The organism is Paenibacillus sp. 2TAB23, assembly GCF_052115165.1.
GTDB lineage: Bacteria > Bacillota > Bacilli > Paenibacillales > Paenibacillaceae > Pristimantibacillus.
Genome location: NZ_JBFRGD010000015.1, coordinates 131,317 through 150,661 on the forward strand (window position 1 = coordinate 131,317; position 19,345 = coordinate 150,661).

The window sequence follows — 19,345 nt, forward strand, 5'->3', positions numbered from 1 at the left end:
TCCTGCTCTCTATAATGGATTTATGTTTTGTAGCGATTGGCGACTAACCATTGCATGCTGCGTTCGACGCAAGCTAAGGGGGACGCATCGCCGGCGTCATCCTGTTCGACGATCAGCCAGCGAACGCCGGCGTCGCTTGCCGTATCGATTATGGCGTCAAGCGGAGAATTTCCATCGCCTAACGGTACCGTCTCGAGCGCGCCAAGGCTCGTGATCCGGTAGTCCTTCAAGTGCAGCAGCGGGACATGCCCGTCCATTCGCTTCAGCGTGGCTAACGGGTCGTATCCGGCATAGGCGACCCAACAAGTGTCGAGCTCGGACAAGAGCTCCGGGTGGAGCGATTCATGCGGAAACAATCTTTCGAAAATCGGCGCTCCGTCCAATTGAATTTCGAATTCGTAGGCATGGTTATGATAGGCGAACCGCAAGCCAGCTTGCGTGACAAGACGTGCCGTATCCCTAAACTTAGGGATGTTGCGCCGCCAGCTCTCGGAATCGTGCTCCTGAGGCGGTACGCCCGGGCATACCAGATAAGAGCCGGCGATGTCCGTCAAATATTGGATTTCCTGAGGAAGCCGGTCCCATAGGGCGGGTAATCCAACGTGGCTTCCGATCGCGGTCAGCCCAAGCTCTTGCAGGACGCTGCGCAGCTCATTCGAGGGAATGCCGAAATAACCGGCAAATTCAACGCCTTCGTAGCCAAGTTCAGCTACGCGGCGGAGCGTGCCTAGCAGATACTTGTTGCATTCTTCGCGTAACGTATAGAGCTGTAAGCCGATTTTCGCGGTAATCACTCGTTTCACTCCTTTTTTGAAGTCATGAGCTAATTGTAAGGAGAAAGCGCCTTGCTTTGAATTGTCATTTTGAATAAAACCTATCTTTTTTCGGCGGAAGGTGAGGAATGAAGACGGGAACGGAAGTGCTATACTGTGGCTACTCTTATCATGACAGGCCATTTCGGGGAACCGAGTGGAACAGCGGGGAGCATTACTTAATTCGATTGCAGACGGAAGGCGAGAGCCGGATTAGACTGGACACTGGCGACGAGCAGCTCGTCTCGGGTGATCTGCTCATCCTTGCCCCTGGTGAGTGGTATCAGTTAATAGTAGACGAAGGGCAGTCCAACAAACCGGGCAGCGGCGACTATTATGTTATTTGCCGCGGGGAGTGGCTGGATCGATGGTGGGCAGAGAGCTTACGGCAGCGTCGCGGCCGGATTTATGCGATGGAAGACCTCGTCGATATATGGAAGCTGATCATTCTGCAGAGGCGCAGAATCGGAGAGAATCATGGCGCCTTGGTCGATTATTTGCTTCGCGCGCTTTGTTCGGCCATTACGTTGGCGATGAGCAGTTCCAGCAAGAGCAAGGGAGCTGGCGGGAATAAACAGGTTGCCGCTTATCAGATGAAGCGGTACATCGAGTTGAATGCGACTCGCATGCTGTCCATTGAGGAAGTGTCCCGTCATGCGCTGCTCAGCCCCTCCAGGGCGACAAGACTATTTAAGGCTGCGTTTGGCGAAACGCCAGTGCGTTATGCGTTGAATGTTCGGCTATCTATCGCCCTAGAGCGCATGGAATACAGCTGGCTGACGTTGGAGCAAATTGCCGAAAGCTGCGGCTTCGACAGTTATCCGTATTTCTATCGCTGCTTTAAAAAGAAATACGGCAGCTCTCCGAGGGTTTACAGGGAACGTCGTTCTGCTCATGATATTCAAAGTGACAGCTGACTACATCTTGATTTACTGCAGGAGGGTCTTGCGTAATGCGCAGTCGACTCTAGCGGGTCAAGAGACCGTCGATTTCTCTGTTCCACCTCTGGTAGTTGAACCGAAGCCGTCGAATGGGTCGGAATACAACCACGGTTAGGCCAGTACATAATTAGGAAAAGCGGTGCCGGAATCATCCCCAGGTATCGCTTTTTCATTTTTCCGCATAGTCGTTTTTGCGAAAGTTGGTATTTTTATTAGAAAACCTGAAAGTAGTTGCAGGTTTATCAGTTAAGTTGATTTACTCAAAACGATGCGCTGCTTTACGATGGCAATAGCCGAGGCTAGCTAGATATGAAAGCGGATACATACTCTTTGGCGAAGGATTTTCTGAGATCGCGTTGTCATTGGAGGTGAGTTTGCGTAGCTTGTTTTTGCTATTTTCCATTTCAAATACGGGAGGTAAACGAATGTGGTAAATCGGATGTGGAAGCGTAAAATCTCATCGGTTTTGGTTGGCGTTATGGGTCTCGGCTTGATTCTGAACCTATTCTCTTCTCAACTGGCAAGCGCAGCCGTAGATGAGTCCGTCTTGGGGCCGGAGCTGCTTGTGAATCCCGGCTTTGAGGAGGTGTCCGGCGGAATGCCTGTAGGCTGGACGAAGTATGCGACACATAATCCGGAAGGCGTGGCTGTGGAGTCGGTCACGGACCAGTCGGCGGAAGGAACATACAGCATCAAGCTTACGGATAGTAATGCCAGCGCTGCAGCGGGCGTGCACAGCATTAGGATGCCTTATTCACCCGGGACAGCCTATAACGCCAGTGTTAAAGTAAGGGTCGAAGTTGGCGGGGTGAGCATGTTTATTCGCTATTACAAGGCGGACGGCAGCTCTACGCAAAAAGTCGCAAACAGCAGCGGTACGGAGCCGCAATGGCAAACGCTACAGCTTAGCGAAACGGCTCCTGCTGATACCGTCACTATTCAAATGATTATTGTCGTATCGAGCCTTTTCAACACCGGCACGGTCTATGTGGATGACGCATCGTTCAAAACAAACGAGCTGCTGCTCAATCCAAGCTTCGAAGTGACGACGGGCACGAGACCGACTGGCTGGACAGCCATTGATCATAGCGTGACATCCAGTATCGCAACCGTAACAGACGCGGGGTATCTGTCTCACGGCAGCAAGTCTCTGCGTATCCTTGATCAGTCAACGACGGATGCTTACGGGGTTAAGAGCTCGACGATTCCTGTCGTATCCGGTCAATCGTATACGGCTGCCGTTCGAGCGAAGGCGGTCGCAGGCAGCGGAAGTCTGCTCATGCACTTTATTCATTCAACGGGAGCGCAATTCGCGGAAGCGGCAACAACAGGTGCGGACGGCTTCGAAACGTTGACCCTAACAGCGGAACCGCCGGAGGGAACAACGGAAATCCAGGTAGAGCTTACGACGACTGGCTCTGGGACAGCCGACCTGTATTTCGATCAGGCCACGTTGACAACAAGCCATTCGTCGCCTGAACCAACGCCGACCATTGCGCCATCGCCTACTCCGCCGCCAGTCGGATCGCTAGAGTGGCCGACCGGGCAGAATCCGGCAACGATAAGAAGCTTCCATCCATTTAACCATCTCGTAACGACTCAGAATCCGCCGGATTTCGGATGGCCCTTTATTGAAGGTGCGGATATCTACGAATTACAGGTGGCAAATGACAGCAGTTTCGAGTCAATTGCTTACCAGAAGAACGATATCGCGAGCAACTACTATAACTTTACTCATACCTTCGCGGGCGGCCAGTCCTATTACTGGAGAGTACGATACCATAAACAGGAAGGCTGGTCCAAGTGGAGCGAGGTGCTGAAGTTCCGGATCGACGCAGTTAACGTACCGTTCCCGGTACCTCCCGTGTCGGATCTAATGGCGGCTGTGCCGAACGAGCATCCACGCATTTTGACGACTCCGGATGGACTGGAAGATTTTCAAGCCAGGAAAGACGGTGACGGCAAAAAAACATTCGATGCCATTAAAAGCTATGTAAAAACTAGAGTGGAGAACGAAGTAGCGAATCCAGAGGCGATGCCCGGCGAGCCTGTCGTGCATCCAAACAATAGTCCCAACATAATGTCTCAAACGACGGCAGTAACGGAGCCCTTGATCAACGCAGCCTTCGTCTATTTAATTACCGGGGATCCAGCTTACGGCGAATTCGCCAAAAGGCGATTGTTGCATATCTCGTCGTGGAGAACGGACGAAGGTCCGACTCAATATCACAATAATCAAGGAGGCAATGACCAGGTTCACAGGGAGATCGCATTAAAAGGCGCGATAGCCTATGACTGGATCTATGATCTGCTCAGCCCGGCGGAGCGGGAAACCGTGTTAACGATGGTGCATGAACGCGCCAAAATCATTGCGGATGACGTCTTGTACGATAGCAGACCGATCTCCAGCATGCCTTATGATTCGCACGGCTGGACCGTGTTCGGCTACTTGGGGGTAATTGCAACATCCTTGCTGCACGACGAAATTAGCGTGAACGGGACGGTCGTTGCTGAGGATGCGCGTGAATGGTTTAACCTGATCGTTCCGGCTTACATTAACTTGTCGCCAACTTGGGGCGGCGAAGACGGCGGCTGGGGCAATGGAGTTGGTTATTGGCAATGGTCTACGATAAGCGGAAAACAGTTCCTGGATACGCTTTATGCCGCAACGGGCTTCAGCGTTTACGACAAGGCGTATAACCGCAACGAATATTTGTTCCCGCTATACAATCTGCCATTCGGCCAGACAACCGGCCAGCTTGGGAACAATACCGAGGGCTCCGGCGGCTATGGCATCGATCGCAGCTACGTTCATGGAAGCTCCACTCGTAATGCCATGATGCAGCAGAACGAGGTGGCGCAGTGGTATGCGCAGCTGCACAATTACAGCTATGGCAACTACTTTACTTACCTGTATGAAGACAGCAGCTTGCCGGCGCGTCCTCCTGTTGAGCTTCCGACGGCGAAATACTTCGATCAGGTCGGCCTTGTTTCCATGCATTCCAATTTGCTCGATCCAAAACGAATTTCCATGTATTTCAAATCCAGCAAATATGGCAGCTATAATCATACGCATGCCGATCAGAACGCTATCGTCATTAAAGCTTTCGGAGAGGACCTTACCGTAGACGGCGGGTTCTATGATTCATACAACAGCCCGCATAATTTGAATTACGCGAGACTTACGTTTGCCAAAAACGCAATCACCTACGACAACAAAAAAGGCCAGAAAAATTTCGATATGAACGCTTCGGGTCGAATTACGGGCTTCGCGACGAATAAGGACTTCGACGCCGCCGTCGGCGACGCCACTGGGGCTTACAACACCGATGCCAACACCAGCGGTCTCGATTTGGCGCAGCGAAGCATCATCTACGTGAAGCCTGGCGCCTTTGTGATTGTGGACAACTTGGACGCGAGGGCGCAAGGGGGCTCCAGCTTCGAGTACTGGCTCCACGCCGATAAACAATTGACGCTGAATGCGGAACAATCCTCCGCTACGATTGTCAAGAACAAAGCGGCCTTGGACGTGAAGCTTTATTATCCAGGATTAACGGTGATCCCCGTAACCGACAAGTATCTGGACGCGAACGGCGTCGAACAGCCGCCGCTCGAAACCTCTCAATGGGCTACTGTAAAAAGGCAGCATGGCGGATTCGTGACTCCGAAAACGGAACAAGCGACAATCGTGTCCACCTATGTTCCGTATGAGGCGGGTACTACGCCGCAGAACATTGTCTCCGAGGATCACGGCACGTACCGTAAGCTGAGCTTCGTGGATGGAACGGACGTTTATGTGCGCACCGCGCAAATCGGAGCAGTCGATACCGGAGATATTCAGTTCGACGGTATTGCCGCTACCGTCAAAGGAGATTCTATTCTTCTGGTCGGCGGAACGCAACTGACGATGGATGGAGTAGAGAGAATTAGCAGCACGCAGCAGGCAACTATCGCGCTCTCCGGCGACGAGCTTTCGATTACGGGAACGCAAGGCGCTGAGATCAGCTTGCATAAGACTAGCGTAACGACCGTGCTCGACGAAGAGTATCGCAGCCTTCCCCAAGGCGGCAGCATCGCGGATGCCGTTAACAGCCGCGGCGTTCATTGGGATACGGCAGGTAACCTATTAACGCTGAATGTCGAGCCAGGCCAGCACAAGCTCCTTCTAAGCGATATCCCCGCGCCGGCTCCGCTGGCTCCGATCTCTTATTCTATTGAAATGAACGGTGTAGAGTCGACGGTAAGCTTGTCTACCTATGGCGATGGACTTGGCGGTACGGCCGCGTGGGGAGGCCTGACCAATGCAGCAGGACTTTACGAGGTCATCGAAGCGCCGCCGGGTCTCTACTTCGACAAAGTCGGCATGGCTCAGCCGGTCGTTTATTTGGGAGCGAACGCGCGGTTTATTCTCCCCGAAGTGACTGGGACCTTGAAGCTTCGCAATGCAGGTACGGGAGCGTTAACGCCGGCGGAAGCTACGTCGGACTTTGATACCGTCAAGGAAAGCTTGACGGTATTCCAAGAAGCCGAAAGCTTCATTCATACCGATGGCGGCGCGACCAGTGTGTACAGTACTAGGCCTTGGATGTCGGGTGGCCAAGGCGTCAGCAACTGGGCTACTGTAGGTCAAAATATTACGTGGAATCTGAATGTTCCGGAGGCGGGCACTTACGACATCGTGTTTAAGTATGTCGCTTGGGAAGACGTTGCCGGAGCTCCGACAAGGCTGATTCAGCTGGGTAATCAGTTCTATACGGCAGAAGCGGAGAAAACGTTCGACTGGGGAACAATGCCGGAGTATTGGAAGGCGCTGACCGTTCAATCCGGCGCGTCTCTGCCCGCAGGAGAGGTTCAGCTCAGAATGTGGAACGTGCAGGGTCCGATGAATTTGGATTGGGTCGGGTTGGTCAAATCAGGAGCAGCCGAAGAGTCGGCCCTTAAGCTGACGCCAAGCGCCACTGCCGTAAGTCAGGAACAGCCGCTGGACATCGGCATTGCGCTGGGGGGATCTGCTCAAGCGGCCGGCGTTGATCTTACGTTGTCCTATGATCCAGCTAAGTTCACTTACACGGGATATACCAAAAATTATGAACAACAGATTGTTAGCGTAACCAACAATTCGGAAGCCGGGACACTTCGCATCTTGGCTGCACGGACCGGAACGGGAACGTTGCCGACTGACGACGACTTCTTGACGTTACTGTTCCAAGTGAAACCGGAAGCGCCTTCGGGCACGTCCGGCTTCGCGACCTCGGTCGTTAAGACGTCCTCGGAATCGGGAGATCTCATGACGCTGGCTAATTCCGCCGCTCAAGTTCAGATCACGAACCATGCGGCGTTGGGGGCTCTCATCTCGCAGGCGGAATCGACCAGGGATCAAGCCGTCGCGGGAACTTCCGTCGGTACGTTCTTCAGCTCAGCGCTGAATAGTCTCAAGGCGGCACTGACGACAGTGATTAACGCGGCTAAAACCGTCTTCCAACAAACGGATGCTTCCCATACTCAAATTCAGTCGGCCCAGAATCTTCTGGCCGCGGCGATCGCGGAGTTTGAAGCACACAGAATTACGGCAACGACTGGCGATACGAACGCGGATCAGCAGTTTAATATTGCGGACTTCATGAACGTCGCGACGCATTACGGCAAGGATTCATCTAGCATTGATTGGGCTCAGGCCAAGACGGCGGATCTGAATGGCGATAGTGTCGTCGATATGGAGGATGTGGCGTTTATCGCAAGCCGGATTATCGGGTAATAGGAAAAGGAGCACCCTGGAGGAATTGCCGACGGTTTCGAGCTGCCGGCATTCCTTCCATTGCTGGCGTTGAATAAGAAGTCGGAGGAGTGATATTTTGAGAAAAACTTGGATTCGGTTGGGGACTGCGATTCTCTTGGCAGGAAGTTTGCTATGGTTCCATAATGGATTGGACAACGTCGCTGCGGAAGATCAATCAAGCACCTTTACGATGAAATCGGATGTATCGACCGTTAAGGCAAATGAACAATTCCATGTCACGATAGAAGGATCAGGCTTAAGTGAAATGTATGCTTATGACGTTACACTGGAATTGCCGCAAGGAATGACGTTGGTGGACGCGGAGGACCTGCTGCCTGGCGGTTTATCCGTAGCCCCGGTCGTTAAAGGGAATACGATTCGATACGGATCGACGAAGTCAGGAGATGCCGACGGGGAGAACGGAACGCAAGCGTTAAGCCGTTTTACGCTAAAATCGAGCAATTCTGGCAGCGCTTCGATTAAGCTGACAAGCGTCAAAAGCATAAAAAAAACGAATACCGGATTAGTTAGTACCCTTCATACGATTCAACAAACCGTTCAACTGACGATTACTGCGGGAAGCAACGGCAGCAATGGCAATAACGGCAATAACGGAAACAACGAGAATAACGGAAACAACGGAAGCAACGGAAGCAACGGAAGCAACGGAAACAACGGAAACAACGGAAACAACGGAAACAACGGCAGCAACGGTGGCACTAGCGATTTCGGAACGACAATCGTTACGGAAGAGATGGGCGGCTCTCAGGTCCGGTCAGGTCGAATCGTCATCCCTGCTGAGGATCGCGTTCAGGCTCCTTTGAAGCTGCTCCAATCATGGAGTTCGCAAAATACTTCCGCCGTAATGGTTGTGGTCGTAGGAAAGGCTGCGTACTCCTTCCCGCTTAGCGAATTAGCTTCGGCTGCATTACGTGATGCATTGGGAGAACAGGCAGGCGAAGCGACCCTCACGATCAACATAACTGAGGCTAATGAAGAACTGATCAACAAGGCGGAGCAGGAGGCGGCTAAGCTCGGTACGACTCTATTGATTAAGCCGATTGATTTTGAAATTTTCGCAGAGACGCCGAATGGCAATAAAGTGACATTAACGAAATTCGCTGGTTATGTGTCGCGAACATTCGAGCTTGATTTCGATGTTGAGCCCGAACATATGGTTGGCGTTTACTGGAATGAAGCAACAGGCGAGCTGCTGCCGGTGCCAACAGCTTTCCGGGTGGTAAACGGCAAATACGTCGCCGAGCTGTACAGAAAAGGGAACAGCGCTTATTCCTTAATCAGGCTGGACAAACACTTTACCGATCTTAACGGGCATTGGAGCCAGCCTTTGGTAGAGTCGATGGCTAACAAGCTCATTGTTAAAGGAACGCCGGACCAAAGGTTTGAACCGGACAAGGCGGTCACCAGGGCAGAGTTCGCGGCGATGTTAGTACGTGCTCTTTCTTTGGACGAGGCTGAAAACAAAACTACTTTTGCCGATATTAATGGACAGTGGCATGGAGCTTCCGTTCAAGCTGCAGCGGAAGCAGGTCTGGTCAAAGGTTATCCGGACGGGACATTTCGGCCCGACGCCACGCTTAACAGGCAGGAGTTGGCAGTAATCTTGAAACGTGCGGTCCAATTGGCCGGACAGCCGTTCGTATCTTCCGAAGGCGGCGGAAACGCACATCCATTCGTGGATTTGGAAGCGGCTGACGTATGGGCACGACAGGATATTGCAGCCGCTGCAGCGGCTGGCGTGATGGAAGGCGACAAGCAGAACGCTTTCCGGCCAAAGGCGAAAACGACTAGAGCAGAAGCTGCGACCGTTTTGAAACGTGTGTTGGCTTTTGCAGGAAAGTATAGTGGCTAACCAAGAATAAATGATTCTAATCGGATGACAGTCCGGATCTCAGGATTTGGGATCATTCTCCCACTTAAGAAAGTTGCAATAAAGAACATTTTTTTTTACCGCCGTTTCACTTTATCCTTATAAAAGCTGCCGCGCATCAACGAAAGGTTAGGCGCTTTTGCGGAAATTGAACGTTTTTTCAGAAAACCTGAAAGGAATACCAGGTCATGCAGTTCCGTATATTTTCGAACAGCCGAACATGGCTTTATGATTGTGGTAATCCGAAACAAGACGGCTGAGTTGAAAACGAATTCATCAGACTTGCCAGGAGCGTAAAGATCAATTTTAAAAAGGACGGTGTATTCACAGTGAACAGAAAAAAAAGGTTTAGTCTGCTCGGAGCCATTCTCATTGCATCCATGCTTGCGGGATGTTCCAACAACGGAGGTACCAATGTAACCGAGACGGGAACCGATACGCCTTCGGCTTCGCCCGAGAGCACGGAAAATGCCAGCGCTCCTGAAGTTACGCTAAGGCTGCTGACCGATTTTAAGGATATTTATCCACCAAAACCCGACTGGGCGATATGGAAATGGGTGAAGGAAGAAACCAACATCACCATCGATCAAGAGACATGGACGGGGCCGGAATCGCTGGCATTGTCGATCGCTTCGGGTGACATGCCGGACTTGTTCACGGTGTTCCCTGGCGATGCACAGAAATACGGTCCACAAGGGGCGTTCCTCGATCTATCTGAGCATATGGACAAAATGCCCAACGTTAAGAAATTCCTGGATTCCAAGCCAGAAGTAGCGCAGCGCATGACTTCGCCCGACGGAGAAATGTACCATGTGCTTAACGACGGATTGGGTGCAGGCAACCTGATGGTCTGGTTCTATCGGGACGACGTATTTGCGAAGCATAATCTTCAACCGCCAACAACATGGGATGAATTATACGAAACGTCCAAGAAACTGAAGGAGCTGTACCCGGATAGTTATCCGTTTACGTTCCGTCACGGCGTCGGAACCTTAGCTGCTTTCGGCCCTCAGTTCGGCGTCTATCCGTACATGTATGAAGCTCCAGATACAGGGAAAATCAAGTATGGCGTAACCGACCCCGGCTTTAAGGTCATGGTCGAATATTTGAACAAGTTCTACCAAGAGAAGCTTATCCCGCAAGACTGGCTGTCCATGGATTATAAGGCTTGGACTCAGCAGGTCGCTACGGATAAAACGTTTATGACGATTCAATATATCGGCCAGATCGAAATTATGAACAGCCAGCTTCAGAACGGCGCCCACTTGAAGTTTATGGCTCCACCGCTCGGGTATGGCGACAAGGCATATATTCAAAAGGCAGATTATGAAAACTACGGCATCGCCGTATCTTCCAAAACAAAAAATCTGGATGCCACGTTGCGTTTTCTCGACTTCATTTATTCCGATAAAGGGAAGGATATCCTCAGCTGGGGCAAAGAAGGGGAGACGTATACGATTGAAGATGGCAAACGTAAATTTTTGCCGCAATACAAAGAGCCGAACGACCTGCGGAAAGAGCTGGGCATTATGACCTCGACCGCGTATGGAGTTGCCGATTTCGAGGCCTCGCTGTCGCTAAGCAACGAAAACGAGCAGAATTCTTTCAAGGAGGCGATGAAATATCAATTCCCGACAATGAACCTGACGCCTGTCCTGACGGACGAAGAGAGAAGCGGCATTACAGCTATCGAGGAACAACTCAACAAATATTATGAATCTTCCGTCGCGAAGTTCATTATTGGCGAAACTCCGTTGTCGCAATGGGATGCGTTCCTCGATGAGTTAGACAAGATCGGCGCGCAGAAAATCATCGATACGTATCAGGTTGCGCTGGATCGTTTGAAAAACAACATCAAGTAATCTGAATTCGGACAGGGCTTGATAACGATTTTTATCTAGCCCTGTCTTTTTTCTCAACGAAAGGGGTGCCGTATTGCATTCGCCATCGATCCTCAAGCAACTGAAGCGGGACCGGGCTTTCATACTTATGTTCGCACCGGTCTTGTTGTATTTCATTATGTTCAAGTATGTGCCTATGTTCGGCATCGTCATCTCCTTTATGGATTACAATCTGTTTAAAGGGTTAGGCGGAAGCGAATGGGTCGGACTCAAATATTATCATCAGTTTTTCGATAACCGAGATGCTCTCGTCATTATCAAAAACACCGTTCTGCTGGGGGCATACAAGCTCTTGTTCGGGTTTCCCGCGCCGATCATATTGGCTCTGCTCCTTAACGAGCTTCGCAACGCGGTATACAAACGTCTTGTCCAGACGATAAGCTACCTGCCGCATTTCTTATCCAATGTGGTTGTCGCGAGCATGCTGCTCCTGCTCCTGTCTCCTAGCACCGGCTGGATCAACCGCATCATCGAATGGTTTGGATTTCCGGCCATAAGCTTCCTGCAAGAAGCAGAATGGTTCCGCACGATTTACGTCCTCTCGGAAATTTGGCAGCAGGTCGGATGGGGCTCTATCTTGTATTTGGCGGCCATTACGACAATCGATCCGCAATTGTACGAAGCGGCCCGTATGGACGGAGCGGGCAGATGGAAGCAGACCCTTCATGTGACGTTGCCGGGAATTGCAGCCACGATCGTTATCCTGCTGATCCTTCAGATCGGAGGCATGCTGGAAGTCGGCTTTGAGAAAGTGTTCCTGCTTTACAATCCCGCTACGTACGACACGGCGGACGTTATCTCCACCTATGTATACCGCGTTGGCATTCTACAGGGCAGCTTCAGCTATGCGACGGCCATTGATTTGTTTATGGGTGTAATTGGCTTCCTGCTTGTCTACACGACCAACAAAATTAGCAGAAGATTAGGGGAGAATAGCTTATGGTAAAGAACAAGAGCGCATTATCCCTTCTCTTTGATTACGCGAACGTGCTGTTAATGGCGCTTTTGATTTGCACGATGTTGTTCCCCTTCTTGCACATGGCAGCGATTGCGCTTAGCGATCCGGAACCGGTAATCGCGGGAGAAGTCACGCTTTGGCCTAATGGACTGAACTTTGACGCATTCTCCGCCGTATTCAATGATAATCGGGTACTGGTTGGTTATAAGAATACGCTGATTTATGTATTAATAGGTACGACATGCTCACTATTATTCAGCGTCCTGGGCGCGTATCCGCTCTCGCGCCGGAATCTTGTATTCGGCAAAACGTTTATGATGCTTATCGTCTTCACTATGTTATTTTCCGGCGGACTAATCCCTACCTATTTGGTCGTTCGCAGCTATGGACTGCTTGATACGATATGGGCTATGGTGATACCAGGCCTTGTTTCTCCCTATTATTTGATCATAATGCGAACCTTCTTCCAGGGAATCCCACGGGAGCTGGAAGAGTCCGGCAAGATTGACGGCCTATCCGATTGGATGATTATGCTGCGCATCGTGCTTCCGCTTTCGAAGCCGGTATTGCTTACCATCGGGCTTTTCTATGCCGTGGGAATTTGGAGCAACTTCTTCTCGGCGCTCATCTACTTGCGGAACGAAGACTTGCACCCGCTGCAGGTCATGATTCGCAACATCGTGATGATCGGCCAAGTCGGCGACATGACCGTCAGCAACTCGATCGGAGGCCGTACCGTCGTGCTGGAGTCGCTCAAATACGCGGTCATCTTGGTTGGAACTCTACCTATTCTGCTCGTTTATCCGTTTATTCAGAAACATTTTGTGCAAGGCGTCATGATCGGATCGGTGAAAGGGTAAGCCCTTTCATCCAGCGTGTAGGGAAGCTTTTGAAGTTATATCGCAAGCAAATAACGAAATGTAAACAGCAGCTCAGAGCTTATTCTGGGCTGCTGTTTTCGTTCATATAGGGCAACTTCCATTTTGCACGAAGTCTTCATAGGCCATTTGTTTTTCTAGGTGTCATCTGTTAAGTTAACGGATAGGATAGCTCAATTTTTCCGTGAGTACCTTCAAGCATATCTATTCACGAAAGCAGGAAAGCGCAAGAAAAATGTGGAGTAAAATGGGTATGATGGTGTGGCTGATGTTCCTTGTCACTGGGACAACGTCAGAATGTAAGATCAAGCTGCAAAGGCGTGTTAGTTTATATATTCGGATTGCTAAAAAGTTAATGACAGTAAGGAGCTGGATACGATGATAAAAGGTTTTGGAGGAATATTTTGGAGGACGAACAATCTTGAAGCTATAAAAAAATGGTACAGTGATGTGCTGAAGATTGAGATAGAAAATTGGAACGGGACAGTGATAAAGCCTCAAGTAGGAAATGAGACTATCTTTTCTTTCTTCACCGAGAATGACAGTTATTTCCCAACAGAACAGCAAGTGATGTTAAATTTCCAAGTGCATAATCTAAACGAGGTTATTGAGCATCTTGAACATATCGGTGTACCTCTCGCAAAGAAAAAAGAGATTAGTGAATTTGGGAAGTTTATTTGGATTGAAGATCCTGAGGGTCAACTGGTCGAGCTTTGGGAGAAATAACGAGTTACATAGAAATCGGAATGGGTGGACGCGGGAAAGGTCCAATGGTATCGACCATATTTGACGATACCATTGGGCTGTATGATAACAATTATTTTTTCAGGATGAGACGTGCCAGAGCTGAAAGATCATCAATGTCGATTGTGCCATCAGCATTGATGTCGTACTTCTTCACTTGATTCCAATCTGGACTATCTGAGGATTTGCCATAGGCTTTAGCAACCAGAGCCAGGTCGCCAACGCTTACTTTGCCGTCGTCGTTGTTGTCACCCGGTATTGCTGGTTTACGAATCTCAACCGTGTGCGTATCTCCGTCAGCTTCCACTTCTACTCCTTCGCCGTCAGCAAGCATGAGCTGCGTGACTTCAATATTCGATACTCCGGCTATTTCTTTGGCTTTGAAGCTTAGCTTGATGAGATCCTTGTTCGGATTATTTACGTTGTCATTCAAATGAATGCCGAGAATTCGTATGATTCCTTCTTGCTCATCCGTATCCACAATTTTAAAGTTTTCGGAATCCAACGATACGGGCTGACCGGCAAGCTCCAGCTTATCGGCGTCGTATTTGATCGTAACGTCTTGCGCGTACACATCCTTTTTCACGTATTGCAGACCGTAGGTGATATCGAATTGTTGACCTGGCTGCACCAATACTGGGCCTGACAGAGTTGCGGAAGCGGAGACAACTATCACCTTAGCAGCCGCCTTTTCAACAACACCTTCAATGGTACCTGCTACCTCAAATACTCCTGGCGCGTTATAAAGCTGCGGGTCAAATGCATCCCATACAACGGGACGGTTTTCAGTAGCAATTCCCGTTGCGCTATGATTGACATCTACAGCCACTGTTTCAGGGAGAACAGGAGCAACTCTGGGTTGTGTTTCAACTTCCACATTCGCTATCCCTTTAATTTTGCTTTGGGAGAATAACCAGTCGATAAGCATGCCGCGCTCCGGATGTACGTATTCGTTGTAGATCGGAAGCCATACGGAGTGCCCATCAAATCTGTGGCCGTTATAAGGGGGATCAAGCAATTGGTTAAACGGAATTATGGTCAACATGGAGTCGTTCCAATAAGGTGAGTAGGTTTTGTTCATATTCACTACAGAGTTATACAAGAAGTCTTCTGCATCGACAAAAGTCCACAGCGGCAAATTGGCTACTTTTAAAGCATTTTCCACATTGCTAGGTCCACCAGCAGGACATAAAGGCGCAGCCGCAGCAGCAAAGTCGGGGAATGTCTGCAGGAAGGTCCAGGTGGAGCCTCCGCCCATCGAGAACCCGGTAATATAGACTCGGTTCGGGTCGACCTTGCCGGATTCGATCATGTCGTCGATGATAGCTTTAACTTTGTACATGCTTTGGGCTGTTGTTGCATTACGTGGTGCTAGAACATGAGTAGGATACTTGGCCTGATTTTCGGGGTTGGCCCATATGGTGCCGCCGTTACTGAATCTGATAGGCGTATAGATATCGTTGCCCTGTCCGCCGCCATGGAAGAATACGACCAAAGGCAGTGGCTCCTCAGCATCCTCGTTATAGAAGTAACTGTAATCCAGACCGTCATAGTTTGCATATTTGTATTTGTCTAGGACAGGGCTTACAGCACCAGTCTGGTTGAATGCGGGTACAATGGAGGACCCGTCCACATATTCAAGTTTGTTCCCTTTATGCGTGATCGTATATTGCAAATCGAGGGTGTAGCCCCCATCAATCGTTGTACCGCCGTCTCCCCAACCAACGTCAGCAAAATCAACGATAATATACCGTCCGCTATCAGAAGGAGTACCGGAATCATTCACTTGGCTAGTATAAACATCCGTGACCACGCGTGGACCGTCATAAACAACAAAATCAGCGTTGACTTTTCTAGTAGCTTTTACATGTACGTTAAAGTCCGATGCAGACAGTTTGGAACTGCTTACCATTTTTCCTGCGTCAATAATGACAGCATCCGTACGCTCCTCAAATGCAAAGTTCACATTTTTGAGAATAAACGGTAAAGTGGTATCCGGTGTTGCTTCTGAGGCGAAAGCCGAAGGTATGCTAAAAACCATCGCTAAGAGAAAAACATAAAGCGTAATGAATCTTTTCTTAAACATTTTCCACTGCTCCCTTCAAAACTAATGTTTTAGAAAGTTGCCAATTGATGCTTCTAAGTAAATAATTTCATCCCTCCTATTCATTTGTTCATACATGTGTAAGTTTCAGGAGCTCCAATTGTATACGCTTTCATTATATTAATTCATTATCTGAGCAACAATGTGCATTTTTTTACATACTTACCCGTTGTTTACTTAATTAAGAATTTATTTAAGGGAATGTCATGAACTTTTGTTAATAACTCAACATTCCATGCGACCGACCAAAACTTGGTTGTGAAGTATTCTAATAAAATTGTTTTTGGATTCCATATTGTTACATTTATCGACAGCATCTATAATTTGTAAGACTAGAATATAGGAGGAAAGTCAAAAGTGGCATATTATAAACCAACTGAAGAAGAGATTATGGAAGGCGATTACGATCGTCCTTTCGGCGTTAAAATCATTTCGATTTTAATGATACTGGGAGGCATTATTCTTTTAATTACGCAATTGTATGCCTTTAGCATTATGAGCGAGCTTTCGTCGCTTATGGGGGTATCAAGTTTATTTTTTCAAGCAGTAATTGGCTTTTTAGGACTGATTGGTATAGCAGCCGGAGTCGGCATGTGGATTGGGCGGATATGGGGCTGGTGGCTAGCTATCTTTTATCTTTCTTACTCCTTAACCCGCAATTTGAATACGCTACTTTCTATACCAGGTATTACAGAGCAATATGGCTTGTCTGGAAACGCTGCTGGGCATTACGTTAAGTATGGGCTAAAAATTTTATGGGATGTATTGTTGCTTCGTTATATGTGCCGGGATACGACAACTTCATTTTTCAAAACGACGGAAACCAATAAATTAAAAACAATGGTATGGGTATTCGGTATTTGTGAAGGTTTTTTTGTAATAGGCTGGTTGTTGAGCTTATTTGCGTGAATTCTTTGAAAAATATAATGAAAATTAATAAGAATCATCAGGTCATATTAACATGAAACCATTGAAGAGTTTTCCGTAAAAAATAATGTCTTCGAGGATAGCGACCTATACCCATTAGCTTTAGGAGAAGAAGGTATTTCTGAAAAGCTTTAGACTGATTTATTAGAATATTATGTTCAGAATACGCCAAGGAATCATTCTAACGGGCAACGTTAGTTCCAAGAAATAGCTAACAAGCAGGGGCTGAATACATGTCCTGGCTAGCGAGTATTTATGATTATTGACGCAAACAAGGCTTGATTGATCAGTTGGGTCTAGACGAATAAGTCGGTAACAATATTAATTATTTTGCAATCGATGGTGTTGATGCGATAGTTGAAGTGGTTAGTTTTACCGAAAATGTGTTTTTAAAAGGAAGAACATGTCCTATTACCGAATTAAATAGGTAAGGCAGTTAATATGACTGCGAATAAGATTTAAGAATAAATTTAATTTAGCTATTAATCATAACATCAAAATTAGAGATTGCATGAATCATGCTCCAGCTCAAGCTCAAGCTAAGCGTGATGGAGCGGTTAACAGCGGTGAACGGAGAGTGAGCAGCTTTGAAAATAAAGGTCATTATTGCCGATGACAATCCCTTTGTCCGAGAAGGCATGAGGATCATCCTGACCACCTTTGATGAATTCGACGTATTGGCATCGGTTCAGGATGGTCAAGAAGCCGTAGATTTCTGCCGGCAGAACGAAGTAGACGTGGCACTGCTTGATGTGCAAATGCCCAATATGAATGGCGTGGAGGCGACCAAGCTGATCTCCGAGCAGACAGGAACCAAAGCGCTAATCCTGACCACCTTTGATGACGAGGCATTTATACTTGAGGCGATAAGCAGCGGAGCGAAGGGGTATCTGCTGAAGAATAACGATCCGGAGCGGATACGGGATGCCATTATCACGATATACAATGGACATAATGTGCTCCAGGATGCTGTGCTGGATAAGCTCAAATCTAGCTTGCTCGCGGACAAGGATACAGATAAGAAGATGGATAGAGGCAGTAAAATCGATAGAAGCTTGTTCACCGATAGAGAATATGACATTATGTCCCTCATTGCGAGAGGACTTTCCAATCGTGAAATTTCGAAGAAGCTGTTCATCTCAGAAGGTACGATAGCCAACCATATTACTTCGATTTTGGGAAAAAAGGGCCTATCGCACCGTACACAGATCGCGATTTATTTTCTAACCGGGGAAGTGGACTGAATGAGGGAAAGAGGAACCCCTGTAGAGATCTGGACCATGGGTATAAAAGCGATCCTCTTAAGCTATGTAGCCATTCAATCTTATGAATCGGCGGATTCGATTTCACCATGGTATATGCTGTCGATCCTTATCTATCTATGTTTGAATATTTCTATTCATATTGTGAAAAAGGCTAGCAGCAAGACGATCGTGCTTCTGCTAGCCATGCTGGCGATTGCGGTATCCTCCTCGTATATCCATCCGCTGTTTATGCTCCTGCTTCCTCTGAACATTTACGAGCTATTCGCTATATATCTGCGCAAACATGGGATCATTTTATTGCTTATGTTGGCTCCACTCGTCTTGGTATCTCAATATGCGCAATCCATCCTGGTTGYATACGGACTCGTTGCGTTGCTTAGTTTCCTCTATAACCTCTTGCTTCACACCTACATTAGCAGAATGACAGACCTCAAAACAGATTTAGAGAATAGGCATGAGCATATCCAGCAATTGACTAAAAGTCTGAATGAGAATAAAGAATATATCAGGCAGTCTGATTATACGATTAAGCTGGAGGAGCGCAACCGGCTGTCACAGGAAATTCATGATAAGATCGGGCACTCGATGACGGGCGCATTGATCCAAATGGAAGCCTCGAAACGCTTGTTCACTTCGAATCCGGACAAGTCGGCTGAGCTTCTGCAGAATGCTATTCACATCTCCAAGGATGGTATTGAGACCATTCGCCTTGTGCTTAAGAATATGAAGCCGCCGACAGAGCAGCTGGGGATGAATCGGATGAAATTATTCATTGATGAATTTACAGCGACGCATACGGTACGGACATCGCTTACTCATGAAGGAAATGTCGACAGCATGACTCCGATTCAGTGGAAGGTCATTCAGGAGAACACCCAAGAAGCGTTGACCAATGCCATGAAATATTCGAATGCTACCGTCGTCTCTATTCATATCCAGGTGCTGAGAACATTGATTAAGGTTGTAGTATCGGACAACGGCCAGGGAGCGCAGAAGGTGATTAAGGGCCTGGGGATCATCGGCATGGAAGAACGGGCAGCAAGCGTAAATGGTACGATTATTGTCGATGGCTCAAGAGGCTTCAGTGTCACTACGTTAATTCCTCACGGATAAAATGAGATTTACGATCATTACATAGGAAGATTCTC

12 protein-coding genes are annotated in these 19,345 nt (G+C 48.4%); 10 read left to right on the forward strand and 2 right to left on the reverse strand.

What is annotated here, in order from left to right:
* Positions 1–20 precede the first annotated feature (20 nt).
* Entirely contained in the window at positions 21–794 is a 774-nt protein-coding gene (locus AB4Z29_RS20925; protein WP_441944931.1) for a sugar phosphate isomerase/epimerase family protein, read from the reverse strand.
* 107 nt (positions 795–901) lie between these two features.
* Between AB4Z29_RS20925 and AB4Z29_RS20930 the strand changes: the two genes are divergently transcribed.
* The 7 genes from AB4Z29_RS20930 to AB4Z29_RS20960 all read left to right on the forward strand — a co-directional run bounded on the left by AB4Z29_RS20930 (position 902) and on the right by AB4Z29_RS20960 (position 13,883).
* Positions 902–1,729 (forward strand): AraC family transcriptional regulator, encoded by an 828-nt coding sequence (locus tag AB4Z29_RS20930; protein WP_441944932.1) that lies wholly within the window; start codon positions 902–904, stop codon positions 1,727–1,729.
* Between the two features lie 451 nt (positions 1,730–2,180).
* Entirely contained in the window at positions 2,181–7,508 is a 5,328-nt protein-coding gene (locus AB4Z29_RS20935; protein ID WP_441944933.1) for a DUF4962 domain-containing protein, read from the forward strand.
* Between the two features lie 97 nt (positions 7,509–7,605).
* Positions 7,606–9,402, forward strand: coding sequence for an S-layer homology domain-containing protein (locus AB4Z29_RS20940; RefSeq protein ID WP_441944934.1), 1,797 nt, complete (start codon positions 7,606–7,608; stop codon positions 9,400–9,402).
* Positions 9,403–9,749: 347 nt separating this feature from the next.
* A complete protein-coding gene (locus AB4Z29_RS20945) occupies positions 9,750–11,282 on the forward strand; it encodes an extracellular solute-binding protein (protein ID WP_441944935.1) in 1,533 nt (510 codons plus the stop codon).
* A 127-nt stretch (positions 11,283–11,409) separates the two neighbouring features.
* Positions 11,410–12,267, forward strand: a complete 858-nt coding sequence (locus AB4Z29_RS20950) for an ABC transporter permease (RefSeq protein ID WP_441944972.1) — start codon at positions 11,410–11,412, stop codon at positions 12,265–12,267.
* Positions 12,261–13,139, forward strand: a complete 879-nt coding sequence (locus tag AB4Z29_RS20955) for a carbohydrate ABC transporter permease (protein WP_441944936.1) — start codon at positions 12,261–12,263, stop codon at positions 13,137–13,139. The genes AB4Z29_RS20950 and AB4Z29_RS20955 overlap by 7 nt, the downstream gene beginning before the upstream one ends.
* A 396-nt stretch (positions 13,140–13,535) precedes the next feature.
* Positions 13,536–13,883 carry a VOC family protein gene (locus AB4Z29_RS20960; RefSeq protein WP_441944937.1) on the forward strand — a complete coding sequence of 116 codons (348 nt, stop codon included), beginning with the start codon at positions 13,536–13,538 and terminating at the stop codon, positions 13,881–13,883.
* Between the two features lie 91 nt (positions 13,884–13,974).
* Here AB4Z29_RS20960 and AB4Z29_RS20965 read toward each other — a convergent pair whose 3' ends face one another.
* Complete coding sequence (locus AB4Z29_RS20965) at positions 13,975–15,987, reverse strand: cohesin domain-containing protein (RefSeq protein ID WP_441944938.1); 2,013 nt, start codon at positions 15,985–15,987, stop codon at positions 13,975–13,977.
* A 375-nt stretch (positions 15,988–16,362) separates the two neighbouring features.
* Between AB4Z29_RS20965 and AB4Z29_RS20970 the strand changes: the two genes are divergently transcribed.
* The 3 genes from AB4Z29_RS20970 (at position 16,363) to AB4Z29_RS20980 (ending at position 19,310) form a co-directional block, all read left to right on the forward strand.
* Positions 16,363–16,914: a hypothetical protein gene (locus AB4Z29_RS20970; RefSeq protein ID WP_441944939.1), complete on the forward strand. Its 552-nt coding sequence runs from the start codon at positions 16,363–16,365 to the stop codon at positions 16,912–16,914.
* 605 nt (positions 16,915–17,519) lie between these two features.
* Positions 17,520–18,176 carry a response regulator gene (locus tag AB4Z29_RS20975; RefSeq protein WP_441944940.1) on the forward strand — a complete coding sequence of 219 codons (657 nt, stop codon included), beginning with the start codon at positions 17,520–17,522 and terminating at the stop codon, positions 18,174–18,176.
* Positions 18,177–19,310, forward strand: coding sequence for a sensor histidine kinase (locus tag AB4Z29_RS20980; RefSeq protein ID WP_441944941.1), 1,134 nt, complete (start codon positions 18,177–18,179; stop codon positions 19,308–19,310). It abuts the gene before it with no gap.
* The last annotated feature ends 35 nt before the right edge of the window (positions 19,311–19,345 follow it).

Coding starts and splice junctions, on each gene's coding strand:
- AB4Z29_RS20930 (WP_441944932.1), top strand. CDS start 902: ATGAAGACGGGAACGGAAGTGCTATACTGTGGCTACTCTTATCATGAC.
- AB4Z29_RS20950 (WP_441944972.1), top strand. CDS start 11,410: ATGTTCGCACCGGTCTTGTTGTATTTCATTATGTTCAAGTATGTGCCT.
- AB4Z29_RS20955 (WP_441944936.1), top strand. CDS start 12,261: ATGGTAAAGAACAAGAGCGCATTATCCCTTCTCTTTGATTACGCGAAC.
- AB4Z29_RS20960 (WP_441944937.1), top strand. CDS start 13,536: ATGATAAAAGGTTTTGGAGGAATATTTTGGAGGACGAACAATCTTGAA.
- AB4Z29_RS20965 (WP_441944938.1), bottom strand. CDS start 15,987: ATGTTTAAGAAAAGATTCATTACGCTTTATGTTTTTCTCTTAGCGATG.